General features: G+C 69.6%; 15 protein-coding genes. 9 read left to right on the top strand and 6 right to left on the bottom strand.

Features of this window, described 5'->3' with window-relative positions; all coding sequences use genetic code 11:
• The first annotated feature begins 29 nt into the window (after positions 1 to 29).
• From BLQ03_RS05930 to BLQ03_RS18815, 5 genes are all read left to right on the top strand, one after another.
• Complete coding sequence (locus tag BLQ03_RS05930; protein ID WP_090753861.1) at positions 30 to 1586, top strand: MORN repeat-containing protein; 1557 nt, start codon at positions 30 to 32, stop codon at positions 1584 to 1586.
• A gap of 254 nt (positions 1587 to 1840) precedes the next feature.
• Positions 1841 to 2503, top strand: coding sequence for a hypothetical protein (locus tag BLQ03_RS05925; RefSeq protein ID WP_090753859.1), 663 nt, complete (start codon positions 1841 to 1843; stop codon positions 2501 to 2503).
• Between the two features lie 180 nt (positions 2504 to 2683).
• Positions 2684 to 3256, top strand: coding sequence for a ubiquinol-cytochrome c reductase iron-sulfur subunit (gene petA / locus BLQ03_RS05920; RefSeq protein ID WP_090754039.1), 573 nt, complete (start codon positions 2684 to 2686; stop codon positions 3254 to 3256).
• A gap of 11 nt (positions 3257 to 3267) precedes the next feature.
• Positions 3268 to 4593 carry a cytochrome b gene (locus tag BLQ03_RS05915; protein WP_090753857.1) on the top strand — a complete coding sequence of 442 codons (1326 nt, stop codon included), beginning with the start codon at positions 3268 to 3270 and terminating at the stop codon, positions 4591 to 4593.
• A gap of 963 nt (positions 4594 to 5556) precedes the next feature.
• Positions 5557 to 6390 carry a cytochrome c1 gene (locus BLQ03_RS18815; RefSeq protein ID WP_245688700.1) on the top strand — a complete coding sequence of 278 codons (834 nt, stop codon included), beginning with the start codon at positions 5557 to 5559 and terminating at the stop codon, positions 6388 to 6390.
• 406 nt (positions 6391 to 6796) lie between these two features.
• Here the strand turns inward: BLQ03_RS18815 and cysW are convergent, their stop codons facing one another.
• Genes cysW through BLQ03_RS05890 form a run of 4 tightly spaced genes read right to left on the bottom strand, consistent with a single transcriptional unit; the run spans position 6797 to position 10494 of the window.
• The gene (gene cysW, locus BLQ03_RS05905) at positions 6797 to 7588 is read right to left on the bottom strand and encodes a sulfate ABC transporter permease subunit CysW (RefSeq protein WP_090753855.1); all 792 of its coding nucleotides are present in this window, start codon (positions 7586 to 7588) and stop codon (positions 6797 to 6799) included.
• On the bottom strand, positions 7585 to 8436 hold the full coding sequence (gene cysT / locus BLQ03_RS05900; RefSeq protein WP_090753854.1) for a sulfate ABC transporter permease subunit CysT: 852 nt from the start codon (positions 8434 to 8436) through the stop codon (positions 7585 to 7587). The genes cysW and cysT overlap by 4 nt, the downstream gene beginning before the upstream one ends.
• Positions 8433 to 9431, bottom strand: a complete 999-nt coding sequence (cysP, locus tag BLQ03_RS05895; protein WP_090753852.1) for a thiosulfate ABC transporter substrate-binding protein CysP — start codon at positions 9429 to 9431, stop codon at positions 8433 to 8435. Before cysP ends, cysT begins: the two co-directional genes overlap by 4 nt.
• Before the next feature lie 13 nt (positions 9432 to 9444).
• On the bottom strand, positions 9445 to 10494 hold the full coding sequence (locus BLQ03_RS05890) for a sulfate/molybdate ABC transporter ATP-binding protein (RefSeq protein WP_090753850.1): 1050 nt from the start codon (positions 10492 to 10494) through the stop codon (positions 9445 to 9447).
• Positions 10495 to 10849: 355 nt separating this feature from the next.
• Here BLQ03_RS05890 and BLQ03_RS05885 point away from each other — a divergent pair, with 355 nt between their 5' ends.
• The 3 genes from BLQ03_RS05885 (at position 10850) to uvrC (ending at position 14716) form a co-directional block, all read left to right on the top strand.
• A complete protein-coding gene (locus BLQ03_RS05885) occupies positions 10850 to 11659 on the top strand; it encodes a S49 family peptidase (RefSeq protein ID WP_090753849.1) in 810 nt (269 codons plus the stop codon).
• Between the two features lie 104 nt (positions 11660 to 11763).
• Positions 11764 to 12543: an SDR family oxidoreductase gene (locus BLQ03_RS05880; RefSeq protein WP_090753847.1), complete on the top strand. Its 780-nt coding sequence runs from the start codon at positions 11764 to 11766 to the stop codon at positions 12541 to 12543.
• A 298-nt stretch (positions 12544 to 12841) separates the two neighbouring features.
• The gene (uvrC, locus tag BLQ03_RS05875; RefSeq protein ID WP_090753845.1) at positions 12842 to 14716 is read left to right on the top strand and encodes an excinuclease ABC subunit UvrC; all 1875 of its coding nucleotides are present in this window, start codon (positions 12842 to 12844) and stop codon (positions 14714 to 14716) included.
• Positions 14717 to 14719: 3 nt separating this feature from the next.
• On the opposite strand, the gene BLQ03_RS05870 is transcribed toward uvrC, so the two are convergent.
• Both BLQ03_RS05870 and BLQ03_RS05865 read right to left on the bottom strand, forming a co-directional pair.
• Positions 14720 to 15274, bottom strand: a complete 555-nt coding sequence (locus BLQ03_RS05870) for an ATP-binding protein (protein WP_090753844.1) — start codon at positions 15272 to 15274, stop codon at positions 14720 to 14722.
• Positions 15271 to 15612, bottom strand: coding sequence for an STAS domain-containing protein (locus BLQ03_RS05865; RefSeq protein ID WP_090753842.1), 342 nt, complete (start codon positions 15610 to 15612; stop codon positions 15271 to 15273). The genes BLQ03_RS05870 and BLQ03_RS05865 overlap by 4 nt, the downstream gene beginning before the upstream one ends.
• Before the next feature lie 81 nt (positions 15613 to 15693).
• Here BLQ03_RS05865 and BLQ03_RS05860 point away from each other — a divergent pair, with 81 nt between their 5' ends.
• A complete protein-coding gene (locus tag BLQ03_RS05860) occupies positions 15694 to 16854 on the top strand; it encodes a thiolase family protein (protein ID WP_090753841.1) in 1161 nt (386 codons plus the stop codon).
• Positions 16855 to 16881 lie beyond the last annotated feature (27 nt).

Raw genomic sequence — 16881 nt, 5'->3', positions numbered from 1 at the left:
AGACCCGCGACCACGAAAGGCTTGAGGCGATGAAACCCGCAGTCCTCCTCGCGGCGCTTGCCGGTCTGGCGATTCCCCTGGGCGTTCCTTCCGTCCATGCGCAGGCGGCCGCCGTGGTGACCAAGCAGTATGACGACGGCGGCGTCTACGAGGGCACCTTCCGCAACGGCCTGCAGCACGGGCGCGGCACCTACACGCTGCCCTCGGGCTATCGCTACGAGGGCGACTGGGTGGACGGCGAGGTACGGGGCCAGGGCCGCGCGACCTATCCCAACGGCTCGGTCTATGAAGGCCAGTTCGAGAACGGCAAGCCGCATGGCAAGGGCAAGATCACCTATGCCGACGGCGGCACCTATGAGGGCGACTGGGTCGAGGGCGAGATCACCGGCCAGGGCCGCGCCACCTATGCCAACGGCTCGACCTACGAGGGCGGGTTCGAGAAGGCGCTGCACCACGGAAGGGGCCTGCTGAGCCAGCCGGACGGCTACCGCTATGACGGCGACTGGGTGCATGGCGCGCGCGAAGGGAAGGGGAAGATCACCTATCCCGACGGGTCCGTCTACGAAGGCGGGATGCTTGCGGGGATGCGCGCGGGCCAGGGCAAGCTGACCATGCCGGACGGGCTGTCCTACGAGGGCGTCTGGGCCGCCGGGCAGATGTCGGGGCAGGGGCGGCTCGTCCAGCCTTCGGGCGACATCTACGAGGGCACGATGGTCGCCAACCGACGCGAGGGCCACGGCCGCGCGACCTATGTCAACGGCGACGTCTACGAGGGCGGCTTCCGTGCCGACAAGCGCCACGGCAAGGGCGTCTTCACCGGCACGGACGGCTACCTTTACGACGGCGACTGGGTGGACGGCCGGATGGAAGGCCAGGGCCGCATCCAGTATCCCGACGGCTCGGTCTACGAGGGCAGCCTCAAGGCCGACCAGCCGGACGGCAAGGGCAAGATCACCTATCCCGACGGCGCCTCCTATGAAGGCGACTGGGTCGCGGGGGTCATCGAGGGGCAGGGCAAGGCGGCCTACGCCAACGGCCTCGGTTACGAGGGCGGCTTCAGGAACGCCAGGAACGACGGGCTGGGGACGATGTCGCACCCCGACGGCTATGTCTACACGGGTGCCTGGAAGGACGGCCAGCGCCACGGCGAGGGCGCGGCCACCTATCCCGACGGCACCACCTATCGCGGCGGCTTCGTGAACGGCCTGCGCGAAGGCCAGGGCGTGCTGATGACCCCGGACGGCTTCCGCTACGAGGGCGGCTGGAAGGCGGGCGAGATCGACGGCCAGGGCGTCGCAACCTATGCCAACGGCGATGTCTACGAGGGCAGCTTCGTCGGCGGCAAGCGGCAGGGCATGGGCGTCATGCGCTATGCCAGCGGTCGCGTGGCCGAAGGGGAATGGCAGGACGACCGGCTGGCCTCGGAAGGCGAGGCGGCGGCGCCCTCGGCCGCGCTGCCCGCCGATCCCTCCAGCGAGGGCGCGGCGCAGTCCCCCCCTGCGACGGGCGGACCCGCGGCCGAAGGGGCGGTCCCGGCACCACCCTCGGACGGGGGCGAGCCGGAGAGCGAGGACACGCGCGGCTGAGCGGTCCGCAGCGCCAAGGGACAGGCCGGAAGCCTGTCGCTGGCGCATGACCCCGGCGCGACCACAACCGGCCGGATGATTCGCGGCACGCCGTGCGCAGTGGGACGAGGGCCATGGCTCCCGCCTGCGCCCGCCCCTTTCCGGGCATCCGGGCGACGATCCCGTGACCCTGCGGCAGGACGGGCGCCCCCGAGGGTGGCGCCCCCGGCCGGAATCCTGCTACACACCCGCATCTCCGCAGCAGGGAGTCCGCCATGTCGCCCTGGACCTTGGCGCAGCGTCTGGCCGCCTTTGTCACCCTTCCGGCCATGATCCTTCTGGGTGTGGGATGGTTCTGGCTGGACGATCCCGCGCTGTTTCTCAAGGAAGGCCACACGGTCGAGACCGTCTCGGTCCTGCTGCTGCTCCAGGGCGTCCTCTGCTGGTTCGCCGTGCACGGCCGCGAGGGCTGGCGCGAGTGGCAGATCCCCGCCCTGCTGGTGCTGTTCGCCGCGCGCGAGATGGATTTCGACAAGCGACTCACCGACTCGGGCCTGCTGAAGCTGCGCACCTACACCGGGGACGCGCCTCTGGACGACAAGCTGCTGGGCGCGGGGGCGATCCTCTTCTCGCTGCTCGTCATCTGGCGCATCCTCCGGCGGAACGCGCCCGGATGGTGGCGCGCCCTGCGCCAGGGGCAGCCCTATGCGCTGGCGATCCTGCTGGCGGCCGCGCTGACGGTGGCGGGCAAGACGCTGGACGGGCTGGGGCGCAAGCTTCTGGATTTCGGGATCACGCTCGCGCCCCACCTGGACGCGCGGGCAGGGCAGGCCGAGGAGTGGCTGGAACTCGCGGCCTGGTGGCTGCTCGGCCTGTCCATCGCCCTGCTGCCCGCCGCTCGCGCGCAAGGCCCGCGCGCCGCACCGACGCGCGACTGACCGCCCGCGGCACGTCACAAATCACACACATGCGGCCAAATGCATCAGGCCGGACCCGGCTGGCCGCTGGACGGGCGCAATCCGTCCCGCTAGAACCGCCGCTGCGAGGGCTGTCCCAAGGACGGCCCGACCCGTCGTATCGGCCCGGCCCGCAGGTCGGCCCCGAATTGGAGATTGACCGTGTCCCACGCTGAAGACCACGCAGGAGACCACGGCGCCACCCGGAGGGACTTCCTCTATTACGCGACCGCCGGTGCCGGTGCCGTCGCGGCCGGGGCAGCCGCCTGGACCCTCATCAACCAGATGAACCCCTCGGCCGACGTGCAGGCGCTGTCCTCGATCCAGGTGGACATCAGCGGCGTCGCGGAAGGGACGCAGCTGACCGTGAAATGGCTGGGCAAGCCGGTCTTCATCCGCCACCGGACGGCCGAGGAGATCGAGCGTGCGCGCGCCGACGACGGCGCGACCCTGATCGACCCGCTGTCGCAGAACGCCAACAAGCCCGACGCCAGCGCCGCCGACGAGAACCGCTCGCTGGACGAGGAAGGCCGCTGGCTGGTCCAGATCGGCGTCTGCACCCACCTCGGCTGCGTTCCGATCGGTGACGGCGCGGGCGATTTCGGCGGCTGGTTCTGCCCCTGCCACGGGTCGCATTACGACGCCTCGGGCCGCATCCGCCGCGGCCCCGCACCGCAGAACATGCATATTCCCGTTGCGTCCTTCGTGGACGACACCACCATCAAGCTGGGCTGAGGAGCGCGACGATGTCCGCCGGTATTCCGACCGATGACTACGAACCCAAGACCTCGGCCGAGCGCTGGATCGACCGGCGCCTGCCGATCGTCCGCCTGATCGTCGATTTCACCACCCTGCCGACGCCCAAGAACCTCAACTGGATGTGGATCTGGGGCATCGTGCTGACCTTCTGCCTGGTGCTGCAGATCGTCACCGGCATCGTCCTGGCGATGCACTACACGCCCCACGTGGACATGGCCTTCCGCTCGGTCGAGCACATCATGCGCGACGTGAACGGCGGCCATTTCCTGCGCTACCTGCACGCGAACGGCGCCTCGCTGTTCTTCTTCGCGGTCTACCTGCACATCTTCCGCAACCTTTACTACGGCAGCTACAAGCCGCCGCGCGAGATCACCTACATCGTCGGCATCCTGATCTTCATCCTGATGATGGCGACCGCCTTCATGGGCTACGTGCTTCCCTGGGGCCAGATGTCCTTCTGGGGCGCGACCGTGATCACGGGCCTCTTCGGGGCGATCCCCGGCATCGGCGCGACGATCCAGACCTGGCTGCTGGGCGGCCCGGCCGTGGACAACGCCACGCTGAACCGCTTCTTCTCGCTGCACTACCTGCTGCCCTTCCTGATCGCCGCGCTGGTGGTCGTCCACTTCTGGGCCTTCCACACGACCGGCAACAACAACCCCACGGGGATCGAGGTGCGCCGCACCTCGCGCGAGGAAGCCGACCGCGACACCGTCCCGTTCTGGCCCTACTTCGTGATCAAGGACCTGCTGGCGCTGGCCTTCCTCATGATTCTGTTCTTCGCGGTCGTCGGCTTCATGCCGAACTACCTCGGCCACCCCGACAACTACATCGAGGCGAACCCGCTGGCGACGCCCGCGCATATCGTGCCGGAATGGTACTTCCTGCCCTTCTACGCGATCCTGCGCGCCTTCACCGCCGACGTCTGGGTCGTGATGGCCGCCAACTGGCTGTCCTTCGGCATCATCGACGCCAAGTTCTTCGGCGTGCTGGCGATGTTCGGCGCCATCATCGTGATGGCGCTGGTGCCCTGGCTTGACACCAGCCGCGTCCGTTCGGGCCGCTATCGGCCGTCGTTCAAGTGGTGGTTCTGGATCCTGGCCGTGGACTTCGTCGTCCTGACCTGGGCGGGGGCAATGCCGGCCGAGGGGATCTATCCCTATATCGCGCTGGCGGGCTCGGCCTACTGGTTCGCCTACTTCCTGGTGATCCTGCCGCTGCTCGGCGTGATGGAACGGCCCGCGCCGATCCCGAACACCATCGAAGAAGACTGGAACGCTCATTACGAGCGTCTCACCACCCCCGCCGAGTAAGGAGAGGCGCGAATGTCCCTGAGAAACGTCACGCTCACGGCGGTCGCGGCCCTGTCCCTCGGGATGGCGGCGAATGCCCAGACGACCATGACGGTGCCGCTGAACGAGCCCGGCACCGAAGCTCCGGCCCCCTCGGGGCCGGGCACCACCGTCACCCGGCAGCCCGACGGCACCAGCACGGTCGAATCGACCGGCACCGTGCCGCGGCCCGAAGGCGTCGCCCCGCAGCCGCCCGAGATCGGCTTCACCGGCGGCACCCCGGACCTGCCCAGCACCTCGGCGCCGATAGACACCAGCGGCACCGGCCCCGTGCAGCAGCGCGTGGGCCAGCCCCGCGCGGGCAGCACCGGCCAGATCGGCCAGGGCGAGCTGACCGGCGAGGTCGCCGACACGACCGGCGTCACGCCGGGCGGCGGCGCGCCCTCGGGCGCTGACGTGGGCGACGAGGATGCCGGCGGCGCGACCGACGGCGCGACCTCGACCCCCGCCAACCCCGAGGCGGACGCCACGGCCGACGAGCGTGCGACGCCCGACCAGCCCGCGCCCGCCGCCGACATCCCCGAGACGACCGGCGCCGAGCCGGAGGTGGTCGAGGACCGCACCACCGACGTCATCACGCCCACCCCCACGGCCGAGCCGGGCGAGCCTCCGGCCGCGCCGAGCTTCGGCCTGCCCGACGAGGCGACCGAGGCGCAGACCACCGCCCCCGTTCCTGCCGCCGAGGGCGCGGCCCAGATCGACGCGCCGGACACGGATGTCCCGGGCTCGCCGGCCGAGGGCAGCACCGCCGATCCGCAGGCCGAACCGACCGGTGAAGCCGCTCCCGCGGCCGACACGGAGGCCGCGGCCGAGCCCGAAGCCGGTGCGGAAGCCGATGCCGATGTCGCTCTGGACGTCGCCCCCGGCGACGAGGCTCCGGCCGCGATCCAGAACCCCGACGAGGCCCAGGCCGAAAGCGCGCCGGTGGATGCCGCCGCCGCGACCGAGACCGAGGGTGCAGAAGGGGCCGAGGGCGAGGTTCCTGCCGATCACAGCGTCGCGGCCGATGGCGGCGAGGTGGTGCATCACCAGGAGATCCACGACGTCGCCTACAGCTTCGAGGGACCCTTCGGCAAATACGACCAGTTCCAGCTGCAGCGCGGGTTGCAGATCTACACCGAGGTCTGCGCGGGCTGCCACGGGATGAAGCAGGTGCCGCTGCGCACCCTGTCGGACACCAGCGGCCCCGGCCTGCCCGAGGACCAGGTCCGCGCCTATGCCGGCCAGCTCAGCGTCGTCGACGCCGAGACCGGCGAGGAGCGTCCGCGCGTGCCCACCGACCACTTCCCCACGATCGTGGGCGAGGGCATGGGTCCGGACCTGTCGCTGATGGCCAAGGCCCGCGCGGGCTTCCACGGTCCCTACGGCACCGGCATCAGCCAGCTGGTCAACGGCATCGGCGGGCCCGAGTACATCTACTCGATCCTGACCGGCTACACCGGCGAGGAAAAGGAGCAGGCGGGCACCGTCTTCTACGAGAACACCGCCTTCCCCGGCGGCTGGATCTCGATGGCCCCGCCGCTGTCGGACGACGCCGTGACCTTCGAGGACGGCTCGCCCACGGATCTGGACAACCTGGCCAAGGACATCTCGGCCTTCCTGATGTGGACGGCCGAGCCCAAGATGATGCAGCGCAAGCAGGCGGGCCTTGTCTCGGTGCTGTTCCTGCTCGTGCTGACGGTGCTGCTGTACCTGACCAACAAGCGCCTGTGGTGGCCGCTCAAGCACCGCAAGGACGTGCCCGGCGACGGCCTCTGAGGCCTCCGCATTCGGCGAAATGAGAGCGCGCCCCTTCGGGGGCGCGTTTTCGTTTGGTCCCTCTAGGGGTGCGTGATCGTCAGAGCGCCCGAAGGGCGGGGGCCAGCCCCCGCACCCCCGGGATATTTGGACGAAGAAGATGAGTGCGGGGCTGATCCTGCGCCTCGGGTCGGGGCTTTGGACAGGGAGCGACGGCAAGGGGAGGCAGGCCTTCGCCGCGCATGGGCCGAAGACGTGGCAGGGGGCAGCGCAAGGTCCGAGTGCCAGAAGGTGGAAACCGGGCGCCGTTCAGCGACAGATCAGGGCCGCGCCCTTGTGGCTTTCAGAGCCAATGTCCGGGGGAACTGTCGCGGACGGGACTACCAAGGCGGCGGTGCGGCCCTCCATGCAACGGGCTGCCGCCGCCTCAGTGCCGCCCGGCCCGCCGTTCCAGCACGGTCTTGGCGACCAGCACCACCAGCGCAATCAGGGTCAGCACCGTCGCGGCTGCGAAGGCGCCAACGACGTTCAGGTCGTTGAACAGCAGTTCGACCTGCAGGGGCAGGGTGTTGGTCTTGCCCCGGATGCTGCCCGAGACGACCGCGACGCCGCCGAACTCGCCCACGGCACGGGCGGTGGTCAGCACCGCGCCGTACAGCAGCGCCCAGCGGATGTTGGGCAAGGTCACGCGGCGGAAGACCTGCCAGCCGCCCGCGCCCAGCGTGACGGCGGCCTGCTCCTGGTCGGACCCCTGCGCCTGCATCAGCGGCAGCACCTCGCGCACGACGAAGGGGGTCGTCACGAACATCGTCACCATGACGATGCCGGGCAGGGCGAAGAGGATGGTGATGTCGTTCTGCGCCAGCCAGCCGCCCAGGTAGCCCTGCCGCCCGTACAGAAGCAGATAGCAGATCCCCGCGATGATGGGCGAGATCGAGAAGGGCAGCTCGATCAGCGTGATCAGCAGCCCGCGCCCCGGAAAGGTGAACTTCGACAGCAGCCATGCCGCCGCGATCCCGAAGGCGACCGTCACCGGCACCACGATCACCGCAACCAGCGTGGTCAGCCAGATCGCGTGCAGCGTGCCGGGGTCGAGGATGTTGGCAACGTAAGCCCCCCATCCCGCCGACAGCGCCTGCACGAAGATATAGACCAGCGGCACGACGACCAAGACCGCCGTCAGGACGAAGGCCGCGCCGATCAGCAGCACCCGGGTCATGCCGTCACCGCCCCGTAGCGGGCCGCGCGCAGCTGCACCATGTTCGAGACGAACAGCAGCACCAGCGCCAGCACCATCAGCACCAGCGCGATCGCGGCCGCGCCCTCGTAATCGTATTCCTCAAGCCGGATATAGGCGAGGAGCGAGGCGATCTCGGTCTTGAAGGGCAGGTTGCCGGCGATGAAGACGACCGCGCCGAACTCGCCCAGCGAGCGCGCGAAGGAGGTCGTGACGCCCCCCAGCCAGGCCGGCATGATCGCCGGGAAAACCACCCGGCGGAAGGTGGTGAAGCCGCGCGAGCCAAGGCTCGCCGCCGCCTGCTCCAGCGCGGGGTCCAGTTCCTCCAGAACGGGTTGGACGGCGCGGACGACGAAGGGGATCGAGGTGAAGGACATCGCCAGCACGATGCCGCCCAGCGTATAGACGATCTGCAGCCCCAAAGGCTCCAGCACCGCCCCGAACCAGCCGTTCGCGGAATACAGCGCCGTCAGCGACAGGCCCGCGACAGCGGTCGGAAGGGCAAAGGGGATGTCCATCAGTGCATCCAGCAGCCGCCGCCCCGGAAAGCGATAGCGCACCAGCACCCAGGCCATCAGCAGCCCGTAGACGGCGTTGATCACGGTGGCGATGGCCGCCGCCGTGATGGTGATGCGCAGCGAGGCAAGCGTCCGCGGCGCGGTGATGATCGCCCACAGCCGCCCCGGCCCGATCCCCGCCCCGGTCAGGACAAGGGCGATGATCGGGATCAGCACGATGATCGACAGGTACAGGACCGTCGTGCCAAGCGTCAGGCGAAAGCCGGGAAGGACGGCCCTCGCCCGGACGGCCGGGGCGGATGCCGGGCTCATTGGTTGGTGAACACCTGGTCGAGGATGCCGCCCGAGGCGAGATGCTCGGATTCGATCTTGTCCCAGCCGCCGAAGACATCCTCGACGGTCAGCAGCTCGACCTGCGGGAACTTGTCCGCGAACTCGGCCGTGACTTCCTCGTTGGCGGTGCGGTTGCCGCCCTCGGCCACGATGCGCTGCGCCTCAGGGGAATAAAGCCAGTTCAGGTATTCGGTCGCCAGTTCCGTGGTGCCGTTCTTCTCGGTGTTCTCCTCGACCACCGCGACGGGGAAGGCCGAGAACAGGCTGACCGGCGGCGTGATCGGCACCAGCCCGCGGTCGGCATATTGCGCGGCGATCTGGCGCGTCTCGGCCTCGAAGGTCACCAGCACGTCACCGATGTTGCGTTCCACGAAGGTCTGGGTCGCGGCGCGCCCTCCGGTGTCGAAGACCGGCACGTTGGCCATGATCTTGCGGACGAATTCCTGCGTCGCCTCGTGGTCGCCGTTGTTCTCGCGCAACCCGAAGGCATAGGCGGCCAGATAGGTATAGCGGCCGTTTCCGGACGTTTTGGGGTTCGGAAAGACCACCTGCACGTCCTCGCGCGCGAGGTCCGACCAGTTCTGGATGTTCTTCGGGTTGCCCTCGCGCACCAGGAAGGCCGGCGCGGAATACCAGGGCGAAGCGCCGTTCGGGAAGGCCTCGCGCCAGTTCTCGGCGACCATGCCGCCCTTGGCCAGCATGTTCACGTCGGTCTCCTGGTTGAAGGTCACCACGTCGGCGGGCAGCCCTTCCAGGATCGAGCGGGCCTGCTTGGACGAGCCCGCGTGCGACTGCTCGATGGTCACGTCATTGCCGGACTTGGCCTTCCAGGCTTCGGCAAAGACGGGGTTCAGCGCCTCGAACAGCTCGCGGCTGATGTCGTAGCTGACGTTCAGCAGCTTGTCCTGCGCCAGGGCGGGCGTTGCCGCCAGCACCAGCGCGGCCACCGCCGCCTTGATTGCGCTCAGTTTCATCGGAAGAACCCTTTCAGGCGGTTTCAGCAGGAAAGACAGAGGCATGTTCCGGGCGCAGGTTGACCCGCATGCCGGGGGCGATCTGGGCCGCGCGCGGGCTGCGCCGGCGCAGGTCGGCGGGGATCTCGGTGCCCGCCGCATCCGACAGGACCAACCGCAGATGCGCGCCGGTGTTCGACACCGAGGCCACCGTCCAGGGGCCGCCGGGGTCGGGAACCGGGGTCAGGTCCTCGGGGCGCACGAAGAGGCGCGCGGGGCCGTCGGGCAGGCGGGCGGGCAGGTGGTCCGCGTCCAGCCCCGGCGCGGCCAGCCGCCCGCCCTGCACCGTCACCGGCAACTGGATCGAGGCACCCATGAAATCCGCGACAAAGGGCGTGGCGGGGGAATCGTGGATCGTGGCGGCATCGCCCGTCTGCACGATTCGGCCGTGGTCCATGACGACCACGCGGTCGGCCAGCTCAAAGGCCTCCTCCTGGTCGTGGGTGACGAAGATCGTGGTGGTGCCGGTCGCGTCATGGACGCCGCGCAGCCACTGGCGCAGGTCGCGCCGGACGGCGGCATCGAGTGCCCCGAAGGGCTCGTCCAGCAGCAGCACCGTGGGCTCGATCGCCAGGGCCCGGCCCAGGGCCACCCGCTGGCGCTGGCCGCCCGACAGCTGCGCCGGATGGCGGTCGCCCAGCGCGCCGATCTGCAGGAAGCCCAGCAGCTCGTCCACGCGGCGCCGGATCTCGGCGCGAGAGGGCCGCTCGGCCTTCGGGCGCACGGTCAGGCCGAAGGCGATGTTGTCGCGCACCGTCATGTGCGGGAACAGCGCGTAGTTCTGGAAGACGAAGCCGATGCGGCGGTCCTGCGCGTCGAGCTTCAGCCAGTCCGTCCCGTCCACCGTCAGCCGACCCGCGTCGGGCCAGTCGAGCCCCGCGATGATCTTCAGCAGCGTCGTCTTGCCCGACCCCGAGGGACCCAGCAGCGCCACCAACTCGCCGTCGGCCACCGTCAGGTCGATGCCGCGCAGCACGGCGGTCTTGCCGAAGCTCCTGGTCATCTGCGTGATCTCGATGGTCATGGGCGGCTTTCCCTTCCGGTCATGGGGCATCTAACCCCCGGGGCCCCGTGCAACAAGGGATTGGCCCGAAAGACAAAATCGGGGCACGGGAACCGTTTTCCGCCCGGCGCCGGGCCCCTTGCGCCCGTCGATCCGGCTTTCAACGCGACGTGGAACGAATTGTTTCCTCGGGGCACCAAGGCGGACCGTTTTCCTTTTCTTTGCCGCCGTGTCGCTGGCCGGGTGACAAATCGTCCGTCGCAGGAGAGCGCGGGCCTTCGCCTTCGCGTCTGCATCACTTGTGCATCCCCTGTGCAGCGCGCGTGCATATGCCGCGCGGCTTGCCGGGCGGGGAGGCAGGGCTTATCTCGGACCCATGCGCATCCCCTTCCTGTCGCCCCGGCGCCCGACCGTTTCCGTCATCCGACTGCAGGGCGCCATCGGCGTGGCGGCACGGACGGGCGGCGGGACCGGGCTGTCGGACGCAGGCCTCGCGCCGCTGCTGTCGCGCGCCTTCACCCGGGGCAAGCCGGTGGCCGTCGCCATCGCCCTGAACTCGCCCGGCGGCTCGCCCGTCCAGTCCTCGCTGATCGCCGCCCGCATCCGGCGTCTGGCCGACCGTCACAACGTCCCCGTCCATGCCTTCGTCGAGGATGTCGCGGCCTCGGGCGGCTACTGGCTCGCCACCGCCGCCGACACGATCTGGGCGGACGACTCCTCGGTCCTGGGCTCGATCGGCGTGATCTCGGCGGGCTTCGGCTTTTCCGACCTGATCGCCCGCTACGGGATCGAGCGGCGCGTCCATACCGCCGGCACCGCCAAGTCCTGGCTGGACCCCTTCCGCCCGGAAAAGCCCGAGGACGTGGCCCGCCTGCACCGCCTGCTGGAACCCATCCACGAGGCCTTCAAGGCGCAGGTCCGCATGCGCCGCGGCGACAAGATGGACCCCGCGCGCGACTATTTCACCGGCGATGTCTGGGTCGGCCGCGAGGCGGTGGACCTTGGCCTCGCCGACGGCATCGGCCATCTCGAGCCGGTGATGCGCGACCTCTTCGGCGACAAGGTTCGCTTCCAGACCTACGGGCAGCGGGTGCCCTTCCTGCGCCGCTTCGGCATCTCGGCCGACGACATCATCGACGCGGCCGCCGAGCGTGCCGCATTCGCGCGGCTGACGCCGGGGGGCTGACATGCTGAAGACGGTGATCCTGTTCCTGCTGATCATGGTGGCCATGGCGCTGGCCTTCGGCCCCGGCTTCCGCCGCCTGATCGCGCGGCTTCTGGGGCTGCGCCTTGGCCGCTGAGGGCGTTGCGCTGGTCACGGGCGCCGCGAAGCGGTTGGGCCGGGCCATGGCGTTGGCGCTGGCCGAGCGGGGCCATGACATCGCCATCCACTACAACGGATCCGCCGAGGAGGCCGAGGCCACCGCGGCCGAGGCCCGCGCCTTCGGCGTCCGGGCGCAGGCCTTCCACGCCGACCTGCTGGACGAGGACCGGACGCAAGCCCTGATCCCCGCGGTGGTGCAGGCGATGGGGCCGCTGACCGTGCTGGTCAACAACGCCTCGATCTTCGAGCATGACACGCTGGCGACGGCCACGCGCGACAACTGGGACCGGCACATCGGCTCGAACCTGCGCGCGCCCTTCGTGCTGACCCAGGCCTTCGCCGCGCAACTGCCGCCACCGCCCGCGCGGGACGGCGAGCCGGTGGCGCATGGGCTGGTCGTCAACATGGTGGACCAGCGGGTGCTGAAGCCGACGCCTGCCTTCATGACCTATTCGCTGGCCAAGGCGGGTCTCTGGGCGCTGACGCGCACCTCGGCCCAAAGCCTGGCTCCGCACATCCGTGTCAATGCCATCGGACCGGGGCCGACGATGCAGGGCATCCGGCAGAGCGACGAGCATTTCGCCCGCCAGCGCGCCGCCACCATCCTGCAGCGGGGTGCGGATGCGGGGGATATCGTCAGGGCGCTGCTTTACCTGCTCGACGCCAAGGCGGTGACGGGGCAACTGATCTGCGTGGACGGCGGCCAGCACCTGGCCTGGAAGACCCCCGACATCCTGGGCGCCTGAGCCCCGCGGCGGTGACGCTGCGGCAGGTTGTCCACGCGCCGAAGGGGCGTCACGCTACCTTCATGAATCCTTTCGCTGAATCATGGGCTTGGCCGTGCTGAAGAAAAAAATCAACGAAAACAGTGACCTGAATATCTGCCTAATTTTTGTGCAAAAGTGGAAATTCCTTGGGATTCCTGCCTGGGCGCATCCTCGTCCGCAGCCGATCCACAAACTTGTCCACAGATTCCGTGGACACAAATCGGGTTGCACCCCACCCGCACTTGCGGGCTGAGACAGGAATCACTTTCTAGGCCTCATGGACGACACCGCACCCCCTATTGACGCCCCGCTGACCGGCCACCGGCTGATCGCGGATTACTGCCGCCGGCTCGATTCCAGTCCCGGCGTCTACCGGATGCTCGATGCCCAGGGGGCGGTGCTTTACGTCGGCAAGGCGCGGAACCTGAAGGCGCGGGTGTCGAACTATGCGCGCCCTTCGGGCCATTCGGGGCGCATCGCGCGGATGATCCGCGAAACGGCCTCTATGATGTTCCTGACCACGCGCACGGAAACCGAGGCGCTGCTTCTGGAACAGAACCTCATCAAGCAGCTCAAGCCGCGCTACAACGTGCTGCTGCGGGACGACAAGTCCTTCCCCAACATCCTCGTGTCCAAGTCGCACGCCTTCCCGCAGATCAAGAAGCACCGCGGGGCCAAGTCGGAAAAGGGCGACTATTACGGTCCCTTCGCCAGCGCGGGCGCGGTGAACCGGACGCTGAACCAGTTGCAGCGGGTGTTCCTGCTGCGGTCCTGCACGGATGCGACCTTTTCGTCGCGCACGCGGCCCTGCCTGCTGCACCAGATCAAGCGCTGCAGCGCCCCCTGCGTCGGCCGCATCGACGAGGGCGCCTATGCGGATCTGGTCGCGGATGCCGAGCGCTTTCTGCAGGGGCGGTCCACGGCGGTCCAAGTGCGGCTGGCGGCCGAGATGGCCGAGGCGGCCGAGGCGATGGAGTACGAACGCGCCGCCGCCCTGCGGGACCGGATCAAGGCGCTGACCGCCGTTCAGTCAGTGCAGGCGATCAACCCCAAGGGCGTGGCCGAGGCCGATGTGGTGGCGCTGCACATGGAGGCGGGACAGGCCTGCGTGCAGGTCTTCTTCATCCGCGGCAACCAGAGCTGGGGGAACCGCGACTTCTATCCCCGCACGGGGGGCTCGGAATCGGCCGAGGAGATCATGCAGGCCTTCCTCGCACAGTTCTACGACGACAAGGTGCCGCCGCGGCTGATCCTGCTGAGCCACGGGACCGAGGACCAGGACCTTGTCGCGCGGCTGCTGTCGGACCGCGCGGGCCGCCGCGTGGCCGTCGGCGTGCCGCAGCGGGGGGAAAAGGCGGCGCTGGTGGCGAACGCTCTGCGGAACGCGCGGGAAAGCCTCGCCCGGCGGCTGGCGGAAAGCGCGACCCAGCGGCGGCTGCTGGAGGGGCTGGCCGAGGCCTTCGATCTGCCCGTGGTGCCGCGCCGCATCGAGGTCTACGACAACAGCCACATCCAGGGCGCGGCCCCGGTGGGGGGCATGATCGTCGCGGGTCCCGAGGGCTGGATGAAGAGCCAGTACCGCAAGTTCAACATCAAGGGCACCGAGATCACGCCGGGCGACGACTTCGGCATGATGCGCGAGGTGCTGACGCGGCGTTTCTCGCGCCTGCTGAAGGAGGACCCCGACCGCCAGTCGGACGCCTGGCCGGACCTGCTGCTGATCGACGGCGGCGCCGGGCAGGTTTCTGCCGTGGCCGGGATCATGGCCGAGATGGGGGTCGAGGACATCCCCATGATCGGCGTGGCGAAGGGCGAGGACCGCGACCACGGCAAGGAAGAGTTCCACCGCCCCGGCCAGCGTCCCAAGGCCCTGCCGATGAACGATCCCGTCCTGTATTTCATCCAGCGCCTGCGGGACGAGGCGCACCGCTGGGCCATCGGCACCCACCGCGCGCGGCGCACGAAGCAGGCGATGGCGAACCCGCTGGACGAGATCGCGGGCGTGGGGGCGGCGCGCAAGCGGGCGCTTCTGGCGCATTTCGGCAGCGCCAAGGCGGTGGCGCGCGCGGGGCTCGAGGATCTTCAGGCCGCGCCGGGTATCTCGGCCACGATGGCGAAGACGATCCACGACCATTTCCACCCCGAGGGGTAGGCCTCAGGCAACGTCGGCGGCTGCGCTGTCGGCGTCCCCGCCCGGCACCGGCATGTCGCCGTCGTCGCTGCGGGGAATGTTGAAGCACAGGACGTTGCGGTTCAACTCCCGGTAATGGAACAGCGAGCGGGTGAGGTCGCGGATGATGACCCAGCCGAATCCCCCCGCCCGCAGCGCCGACAGCTCGGGCGAGGGGAGGTGCTCGGGTTCCTCCAGACAGCCGGGCGGCAGGGGCGGCCCGTTGTCGGTGACGGCGCAGGCAAGACCCCCCGCGTGGCGCGTCACGGTCAGGTGGATCGTGACGGCCCGGCGGGGCGCCGCGCCGGGCAGGGGCTCCTTCCCCGCGCCGGTGCCGTGCTGGGCGATGTTGTTCAGGACCTCGGCCATGACCAGTTCCGTCCGCGCCAGGGCGTCGTCCGGGACCGTGCCCTCGAAACGCGCGCGGACGTCCATGAGCGCCTGCTGGACCGCGGTGGTGTCGGCGTCCAGGATGCGGTGGAACATCGGCTCTCCGCGCGAGGAAAGGGGGCGGTTCGGCGGAAGGGCGGCGCGGCTCATGCCCCGGCCTCCGTTTCGGCGGGCGCGGCGCCGTTGCCGTGGATGGTGAAGATCATGTCCATGCGCGTCAGCCGGAAGACCCGGTCCACGTTGGGCGTGAGCCCCGTCAGCTCGATCCGCTGGCCTTGGGGTAGGGCGCGACGGATGGCCAGGATCGCGCCCAGGCCCGAGCTGTCCATGAAGCCCACTTCGGACAGGTCCAGCAGGATCAGCGGCCCGTGCCCGCCCACGACCTCGCGCAGCCGGTCCTTGAAGCGGATCGCCAGCGCCGCGTCCAGCCGCGGCTCGGCCACGCGGACGCGGATGCCGCCCTCAATCTCCTCGATCGTGATGTTCATGCCTGCCCCTTGCAGCGAATCCGTCCTTCCCGGCATGGTTACCGAAGATTCCTTGCCAAACCGTAAGCACGCGAGATCCCCATGACCGCCGTCTATGTCCATGCCGCCGTCCGCACCCCCATGGGGGGCCTGCAGGGTGCGCTGTCGCCCCTGACCGCCCCGGAACTCGGCGCCGCCGCCATTGCCGAGGCGCTGTCGCGCGCGGGCCTGGACGGCGCGCAGGTGGACGAGGTGCTGATGGGCTGCGTGCTGCCCGCGGGCCAAGGCCAGGCGCCCGCGCGTCAAGCTGCCCTGGGGGCAGGGCTGCCGCAGTCGGTGCCCGCCGTCACGCTGAACAAGATGTGCGGCTCGGGGATGCAGGCGCTGATGCAGGCGTCGGATTCCATCCGCGCGGGGTCCGCCCGCACGGTCGTCGCGGGGGGCATGGAGAGCATGACCAACGCGCCCTACCTTCTGCCCAAGATGCGCGGCGGCGCGCGGCTGGGGCACGGGCAGGTGATCGATTCCATGTTCCTCGACGGGCTCGAGGACGCCTATGACAAGGGCCGCCTGATGGGCACCTTCGCCGAGGATTGCGCCGAGGAGTTCCAGTTCACCCGGCAGGCGCAGGACGATTATGCCTTGCGCTCGCTGACCCGCGCCCAGGCGGCCATCGCCGAGGGGCGCTTTGCCGACGAGGTCGTGGGCGTGAAGATCGCGACCCGCGGCGGCGAGACGCTGGTGGACACCGACGAGCAGCCCGGCAACGCGCGGCCCGACAAGATCCCGACGCTGAAGCCAGCCTTCCGCAAGGACGGGACGGTGACGGCGGCGAATTCGTCGTCGATCTCGGACGGGGCGGCGGCGCTGGTGCTGTCGGACAACCCCGAGGGCGCCATTGCCCGGATCGTCGGCCATGCGGGCCACGCCCAGGCGCCCTCGGACTTCCCGACCGCGCCGGTGCCGGCGGCGGAAAAGCTGCTGGCAAAGCTCGGTTGGTCCAGGGACGACGTGGACCTGTGGGAGGTGAACGAGGCCTTTGCCGTCGTCCCCATGGCCTTCATGCAGAAGATGGGGCTGTCCCCCGATGTGGTGAACGTCAATGGCGGCGCCTGCGCGCTGGGCCATCCCATTGGCGCCTCGGGGGCGCGGATCGTCGTCACGCTGATCAACGCGCTGCGCCAGGCGGGCAAGACGCGCGGCGTCGCCGCCATCTGCATCGGCGGAGGCGAGGGTACGGCGCTGGCGGTCGAGCTGATGTGACCTGTCCCGAAAGACAGGCAGGCCCCT

It is taken from the genome of Paracoccus chinensis (assembly GCF_900102885.1).
Classification (GTDB): domain Bacteria; phylum Pseudomonadota; class Alphaproteobacteria; order Rhodobacterales; family Rhodobacteraceae; genus Paracoccus; species Paracoccus chinensis.
The sequence above is the reverse complement of the archived record's forward strand: the minus strand, read 5'-3'. Positions and strand labels throughout refer to the sequence as shown.